The 6,360-nt window shown below is 35.8% G+C and carries 6 protein-coding genes and 1 pseudogene; 3 read left to right on the forward strand and 4 right to left on the reverse strand.

The features are described 5' to 3' along the window. The 4 genes from BZK14_RS01520 to BZK14_RS01535 all read right to left on the reverse strand — a co-directional run. On the reverse strand, window positions 1-450 hold a 450-nt coding region (locus tag BZK14_RS01520; RefSeq protein ID WP_143691262.1), incomplete at its 3' end, for a cytochrome b N-terminal domain-containing protein. Next, a complete protein-coding gene (gene petA / locus BZK14_RS01525) occupies window positions 450-1,040 on the reverse strand; it encodes a ubiquinol-cytochrome c reductase iron-sulfur subunit (RefSeq protein ID WP_077924851.1) in 591 nt (196 codons plus the stop codon). The genes BZK14_RS01520 and petA, both read right to left, overlap by 1 nt. Before the next feature lie 41 nt (window positions 1,041-1,081). After that, window positions 1,082-1,648: an elongation factor P gene (efp, locus tag BZK14_RS01530; RefSeq protein ID WP_077924852.1), complete on the reverse strand. Its 567-nt coding sequence runs from the start codon at window positions 1,646-1,648 to the stop codon at window positions 1,082-1,084. Window positions 1,649-1,754: 106 nt separating this feature from the next. Further along, a complete protein-coding gene (locus tag BZK14_RS01535; RefSeq protein WP_077924853.1) occupies window positions 1,755-2,804 on the reverse strand; it encodes a class 1 fructose-bisphosphatase in 1,050 nt (349 codons plus the stop codon). A 175-nt stretch (window positions 2,805-2,979) separates the two neighbouring features. Between BZK14_RS01535 and fur the strand changes: the two genes are divergently transcribed. The 3 genes and pseudogenes from fur to BZK14_RS01550 all read left to right on the forward strand — a co-directional run. After that, window positions 2,980-3,390 carry a ferric iron uptake transcriptional regulator gene (fur, locus tag BZK14_RS01540; RefSeq protein ID WP_077924854.1) on the forward strand — a complete coding sequence of 137 codons (411 nt, stop codon included), beginning with the start codon at window positions 2,980-2,982 and terminating at the stop codon, window positions 3,388-3,390. Between the two features lie 8 nt (window positions 3,391-3,398). Continuing rightward, the gene (locus tag BZK14_RS01545) at window positions 3,399-5,000 is read left to right on the forward strand and encodes an ArnT family glycosyltransferase (protein ID WP_077924855.1); all 1,602 of its coding nucleotides are present in this window, start codon (window positions 3,399-3,401) and stop codon (window positions 4,998-5,000) included. A gap of 1 nt (window position 5,001) precedes the next feature. After that, window positions 5,002-6,360, forward strand: a pseudogene (locus BZK14_RS01550) (hypothetical protein); the annotation flags it as partial.

The following is a 6,360-nucleotide window of genomic DNA, read 5'->3' on the forward strand; positions in this document are numbered from 1 at the left end:
GAATGCTTCAGCCATCAATAATAGATAAATTAACATACCAAAGATCCATACTAATTCGCGTGGTTTACGGAAGGAGCCATACATTAAACCGCGGAACATGTGGATATAGACAACCACGAAGAACATTGACGCACCAACTTCATGCATATATCGTATGACCCACATCCAGTCTACGTCACGCATGATTGCAGTTTCAACTGATGCGAATGCAATTGGCATACCTGTTTCGCTCAGTGTTGCATCTGGTATGTAGTGCATAACTAACCAAATACCGGTAATTAATTGGTTAACCAATACAACCATAGATAATACACCGAAAACATACAGAACATTGAAGTTTTTAGGTGCATAATATTGTGTCATATGTTTGCGAGTCGCTTCGACAATCGGCAAACGATTATCGATCCAACCAACAATACCTTTTTGAGAACTATTTTCTTGGAATGCCATTATGCGCTCTCCTTATCTTGACCGATAATTAGACGGTTACCTTCTAAGAATTGGTAGCTTGGAACGATTAGGTTGGTTGGAGCAGGAACGTTTTTATAAACGCGGCCAGCTAAGTCAAACTTAGAACCATGGCAAGGACAGAAGAAGCCACCCATCCAATTTTCTGCAGGGACAACATTAGGGCGATAAGTTGGTGAGCAACCTAAGTGTGTACAGATACCAACAAGTACCAAGATTTCTTTTTTCTCAGAACGCCATGCATTAGTTGCGTAGCTTGGTTGTTGTTCCATTTTTGAATCCGGATCTGCTAAGTCTGATGCAGGTACTTTTTCTAAAAGAGAAAGCATTTCTGGCGTTCTGCTTAAAATCCAAACAGGTTTACCTTGCCACTCAACGCGTAATAATTCGCCTGGTTTGAGTTTAGATAGATCCACTTCTACAGGTGCGCCAGCGTTTTTTGCTTTTTCGCTAGGCATCCAAGAAGCAATGAAAGGGTAGGCTAGGAACATTGCCCCTGCACCGCCTACTGCTGACGTTGCTAGCGTCAGAACACGTCGTCTTTTGAGATCGACATTGTTGTTATCACTCATCACATTCTCCGATATGTATTTTAATATACTGACTAAAACTATTATTTCACGCGAGAGACATATTCGCCTGTACGTGTGTCAACCTTAACAACTTCATCAATTTGAAGGAAAAGAGGTACGCGAATAACGGCGCCAGTTTCTAGAGTTGCTGGTTTACCGCCTGTGCCTGCTGTATCACCTTTTAAGCCTGGGTCTGTTTCTACAACTTTTAATTCAACAAAGTTTGGTGGAGTAACAGAAATAGGGACACCATTCCAAAGGGTAATAACGCAAACATCTTGTTCTTTTAACCATTTCTTAACATCACTAACAGCTGCTTCAGATGCGCCTACTTGGTCAAAAGTTGTTTGATTCATAAAGTGCCAAAATTCACCATCATTGTATAGATATTCCATATCTACATCGATGACATCAGCCGCTTCAACAGTATCGCCAGATTTGAATGTTTTTTCAATCACACGACCAGTTTTAAGATTTTTATAACGAACACGGTTAAAAGCTTGGCCTTTACCTGGTTTAACCATTTCATTTTCAACAATGCTGCATGGATCATTGTCAATCATGATTTTTAAGCCGCTTTTAAATTCATTTGTACTATAAGTTGCCATAAATACCTATTCTCATTTCAAATTGTTTATAAAAAACTCTCACATTATACGATATATTTACTCATAAAATCATGATAAAAGTTAACTCTCTGTTTATTAAAATAATCTATGAGAATAATCGACACTTATGCGTAAACTCTAAAGAGTTTTGTTCAGCATAACTTTTATGAAAGTTTAGAATATCTGTAACTTCATTTTTAGAACCAATAATAACAGGAACTCTTTGATGTAATCCAGATGGTTTAAGATCTAAAATTCTTTGATAACCTGTTGTTGCGATTCCACCAGCTTGTTCAACTAAAAAAGAGATAGGATTTGCTTCATACATTAATCGTAAGCGACCGCCTTTTGCTCGAATGCCTTCGTCAATTGGATATGCAAACATACCACCACGCATCAGAATGCGGTGTACATCCATTACCATAGCGCCAACCCAGCGCATTGTATAACGCTTGCCTTTAGGTCCGTTTTTACCAGCCTCACGATCTTCAACGTATTGACGCATAGGCTTTTCCCAGCCTAAACGATTAGCATGATTAATGGAATATTCTGCTGAGTCTTCAGGAATTTGAATATCTTTGTGTGTTAATACAAACTCGCCAATATCAGGATCTAATGTAAATGCATGTGTTCCATGACCAATGGAAATGACAATCATTGTAGCAGGGCCATATAAACAGTAGCCCGCACAAACTTGTTTTGTTCCTTCTTGGAGAAAATCTTCTTCTGTTGGGTTTTCTTTATCAGAGCGCATAATAGAAAATATTGTGCCGATAGGGCCATCCACATCAATATTACTTGAGCCATCTAGAGGATCAAATACTAATAAATATTTGCCTTTAGGTTGGCCATCAGGAATAGGGTAAACTTCTTCCATTTCTTCACTTGCCATTGCAGCGATATGACCGCGCCAAATATTATTTTTAATGAATAGTTCATTGGCAATAATATCTAGTTTTTTTTGCTGCTCACCTTGGCAGTTATCACTTTCAGCATTGCCTAAAACGTCGACTAAAGCGCCTTTTCTAACTGCAGCTGAAATAGTTTTGCAGGCCAATGCGATGTCATTCATCAACAATGTAAATGAGCCTGTGGCTTCAGGGTAAAGACGTTGTTCTTCGATTAAATACTGAGACAACGGAGTGCCTAGTTGCATTACATATGCTCCCAATTATAAAAATGCGCACATAGTACTCGGTTTCACGTATAAATAAAAGTCTAAATGATTTGCTTTAAGATATGCTATCTTTAATAACTACACAGAAAGGGAATATTTCTGTATTTAATGTTATAATTAATCATTGTTGATTACTTTTATATAGGCGGATTAAATGGGTTCGGAAGAATTAAAAAATGCAGGGTTAAAAGTGACTCTTCCCAGACTTAAAATTTTAAATATTTTGGTAACGGCATCAACTGAAGATCATTTGAGTGCTGAAGAAATCTACCAAAGATTAAATGATTCAGGTGAAGAAGTTGGCTTGGCCACTGTATATCGTGTTTTGACTCAATTTGAGCAAGCAGGTTTGGTTCAGCGTCATTTTTTTGATGGCGGTCAGTCGGTATTTGAATTAGATAATGGAGATCAACATAGTCACATTGTTTGTGTTAGATGTGGTTATGTGGATGAATTCCAAAAAGAAGATTTTAAGATTAAAAGCGAAGAAATTGCCAAAAGTTTTGGGTATCAATTCCAAGAGGCAAAAGTTACGTTATACGGCATTTGCAAGAAATGCCAATAAAATAATCTATGTTGTCAGCACCTAAAACTACACGTAAACAAGCGTTTAACTGGATTGGTATTTGGTTAGCGCTTGTTATCACTGCTTGGTTTTGTCGGCCATTGTTGCCTTATCATGAATTAGGAACTGCTGGTATAACATGGGAAATGTGGGTATCTAATAGTTTTTGGTTACCCACATTGAATGGTGAATTAGTAGATGATGCTTATCCCTTAGTTCATTGGCTCGAAATATTTGTTTGGAAAATATTTGGCGTTAGTGAATTTTCGATTCGTTTTTTAGCTGCAATCTTTAGTATTGGCACACTATTTTTAACAGCCTTGGCCGCAAAACAACTATGGCCAGAATTGCCAAAAGTAAGAGCGCATGCACCGCTGATATTGATTGGTAGCTTAATGTGGGCTGTGTTCGCAACAGCACATATAGAGCAAGTGTATGTTGCATTTTTTTTATTGCTATATATAAATTTACTGATCCGAGCTTGGAAATATAATGCCTATTGGTGGTTTGCCGTTTCGTGGTCATTATTATTAGGTTTTTGGGTAACCGGTATTTCCTTTTTGATTTATGCATTACCAATTCTGCTGACATTTCCAATATGGATAAAAAAGTATTGGCATATGTATATTTATGCATTTATATCATTGCTTGTTGCTTTCTTAGTTTTTTGGAGTTGGGGATATTGGGTAAAAGGGCAATATCATGAGATGTCTTTATCTTTAACTGCAATTATGGGGTTACCTCGTTTGATTTCTCAAATTAATGATCCAATCCCATTTGGTATGACATTTTTATCTCTGATTATTGTATTATTTCCTTGGGTATTTTGGTTGCCGTTATATAAAAACTTCGCTTATGTAGATAAGAGAGAGCCCGCCTTTAAATTTTGTGCTGCATGGCTAGTTTCATCACTCATTGTTGTTTTGGTAACAATGAAAACATCTATTGTGCCGCTTATTCCTATTTATCCAGCTTTTTGCTTATTGATTGCTCGTATTTATTTTCCAATTACAAATCGCCCTAGAGATGTTGTACTTGTGTCTATTGTTATCGCTTTGTTGGGTTTGTTATTAATTGTTCTATCTTTTGTATATCTTTGGTTTGATAATAATAATGCAGTGGAGTGGCTTTCAACAATATCGCCTTTTTGGGGAATAGGATTGTTAGTTTTTAGTGGTATGCTTCTAGTATTTGCTAAAGAAACGCGATTAATCACCTTGGCATTAATGAGTGTTGCTTTAACATTGGCATTTAATTTTGGTGTGATTCGTAATGCCCGAGATTTTTATGATGTATTGCCTGCTTCTGAACGTATTAATTGGTATCAAAATAAAGGTTATGTCGTTGCTAATAATGGGCGTTACATGGGGCAATATCATTTTTTAGGTCGCTTAGAAGATCCATTGATCATTATTAATGATGAAATTGATTTCACCCGATTTAAAACTTTATATCCCAGTGGTAGGATTGTTGTATATTTAGATAGTATGACACCACAAACGAATAAGATTGCTGAATATTATCAACCTTTTAGAAATAGATATTTGGCAATATTTGCAGTCAGTGACTTAGAAAATATAGGTTCAGTAACTCAAAAAGCGAGAAAGTAATATGTTCGGTTTCTTCAAGCCAAAATGGCAACATCGTAATCCTAGTATAAGAATAGAAGCAATCAGAAGTCTTGCACTTGATAAAGAAACTATTTTAAAAATAGTTCAAACAGATAATGATGTCAATGTGCGTATTGCAGCATTGCAGTATATCGATGAGCTAAATATTTTATATGCATTGTTGCTGCAAGAACCGTGTATAAATGGCAAAACTGCAATTTTGAAGCAAATCTCGACAATATTTTTAAAAGCTGAATCACCTGAGCAGATGGTGCAATCTTTTATGACGACTATCGTGCGCAGAGATTTTCCTGTAGCAGATTTATTAATGGTTTGTGAGAATCTTCAGTTAAAACAATATTTGTTTCCAATGATTAATTTACAAAAAGATTTACCTAAATTAGTGGAGTCTCATTATAATTTTTCTGTAGAAGAATTAGTGCTGATAGATAATTTAGAAATTTTGAATCATTTAGTTAAAAAAGCAAATATTACTGACAAAAAAATTTTAGCGCACTTAAAAGAGACTCTTCAGAAAAAGGAAGAGATAGAACATAAAGCTGCATTAAAAGAGCAGCTTTTAATGCAATATATAGCACTTTCAGAAGCAGATCCTTTAGCGCCTTTGAATGTTTTTAGTGCATTAGAACAAGAGTGGAATAAGTATCAATTAGGGGATGAGCAGCTGCCTTATAAAGAGGTTTATTTGGCTCGATATCATGCTTATAACGAATTACGCCAAAATAAGATAATGATTTTGCAAAAGTTAGAACAACAAGTTCAGAATGAAGAAATTGTTGAACCTAAACAAATTCTACTTGAATTAAAAGACTTGTTGGCGGACTCAATTTTTTCTCTAAAAGAAAAAAATGAGATTCAAGTCTTAATTCAAAAGATTGATGCATATATAACGGATCTCAAGCAAAGAGAGCAGGATCAAGCACTGAAAGCTAAAAAAGCACAGAGTGAAAAGTCTTCTAACTTACATTCAGCTAAAAATACTCAAGTGGCCTTTGATTCAAAGCACTTTGATGAAAGCTTGCAAGATTTAGACAAATTAATTGCATCAGGTAGTTTGCAAAAAGCTGAACAATTAAATCAAAAGTTAATAGAGGCTTTAAAGGCATTAGATGGCCATAAGGATAGTGCTCATTATACTCGTTTATTAAAGCAATCTAATCAGCCTTTATATGATCAACTAGATACAGCCCGTTGGGGAATTTATAGAAATCTAGAGTTATTATGTGATCAAGCAGAATCACTCGCTAATAGTGTTTCGATTGATTTGATTAGTATAACTTTGAAGCAATTGCGTAAAGATTGGAATATTTCTAAAAAGGGGATTGCACGAGTACCTCAG

The sequence above is a fragment of the Wohlfahrtiimonas larvae genome (assembly GCF_002006755.1).
GTDB classification, from domain to species: Bacteria; Pseudomonadota; Gammaproteobacteria; order Cardiobacteriales; family Wohlfahrtiimonadaceae; genus Wohlfahrtiimonas; species Wohlfahrtiimonas larvae.